This is a genomic window from Vibrio sp. 1562 (assembly GCF_033340155.1).
Classification (GTDB): Bacteria; Pseudomonadota; Gammaproteobacteria; order Enterobacterales; family Vibrionaceae; genus Vibrio; species Vibrio alginolyticus.
This window is the reverse complement of the sequence record NZ_JAWOVY010000184.1, coordinates 1-873: the sequence shown is the minus strand read 5'-3', so window position 1 is coordinate 873 and position 873 is coordinate 1. Positions and strand designations below refer to the sequence as shown.

The following is an 873-nucleotide window of genomic DNA, read 5'->3' as shown; positions in this document are numbered from 1 at the left end:
TTGATCTGCGTTCCTGGCGTGGAAGCAGATGACGTCATCGGTACGTTGGCTTACCAAGCCTCGCAACAAGGCATGCCTGTTTTAATCAGTACTGGCGATAAAGATATGGCTCAGCTGGTGGATGACAACATTACCTTGATCAACACCATGACGAACGTCGTAATGGATCGTGAAGGGGTGGTGGAAAAATTTGGCATTCCGCCAGAGTTGATCATCGACTATCTAGCGTTGATGGGCGATAAAGTCGATAACATCCCTGGTGTACCGGGTGTGGGCGACAAAACGGCGACCGCTTTGCTGCAAGGCATTGGTGGCCTGACTAAGTTGTACGAAAATCTGGATGATATCGCGGCACTTGGTTTCCGCGGTTCGAAAACCATGGCGAAGAAGCTGGTCGACAACAAAGACAACGCTATGCTGTCTTATGAGCTGGCTACCATCAAGCTGGATGTGGAACTGGAAGAAACACCAGAGTCGCTACTGAAAGCAGAGCCAAACAAAGACGAATTGATCAAACTGTATGGTCAGTTGACGTTTAAGTCTTGGTTGAACGAACTGCTTGAAGGCGGCTCAGGCACTGTCGAAGCGGTTGAACTTGCGGGCTCTGCGCAAGCATCATCTTCTTCTTCGCATGCTGAAATGGAAACCTCAGCGGTAACGATTGATCGCAGTCAGTACGAAACCATTTTGGACGAAGCTTCTTTCAATGCGTGGCTAGAAAAACTTAAAGCGGCAGAGCTGTTTGCCTTTGATACCGAAACGGACAGCCTTGATTACATGGTGGCGAACCTCGTCGGTTTGTCATTTGCCATCGATGAAGGTATTGCGGCTTATGTCCCTGTCGCACACGATTATTTGGATGCGCCAGAGCAA

The 873-nt window shown here is 49.1% G+C and carries 1 protein-coding gene; it reads left to right on the top strand.

Annotated elements, in window-relative coordinates:
• Positions 1-873: 5'-3' exonuclease H3TH domain-containing protein (locus R7Z49_RS24035; protein WP_318112235.1), on the top strand; the 873-nt coding region annotated here is incomplete at both ends.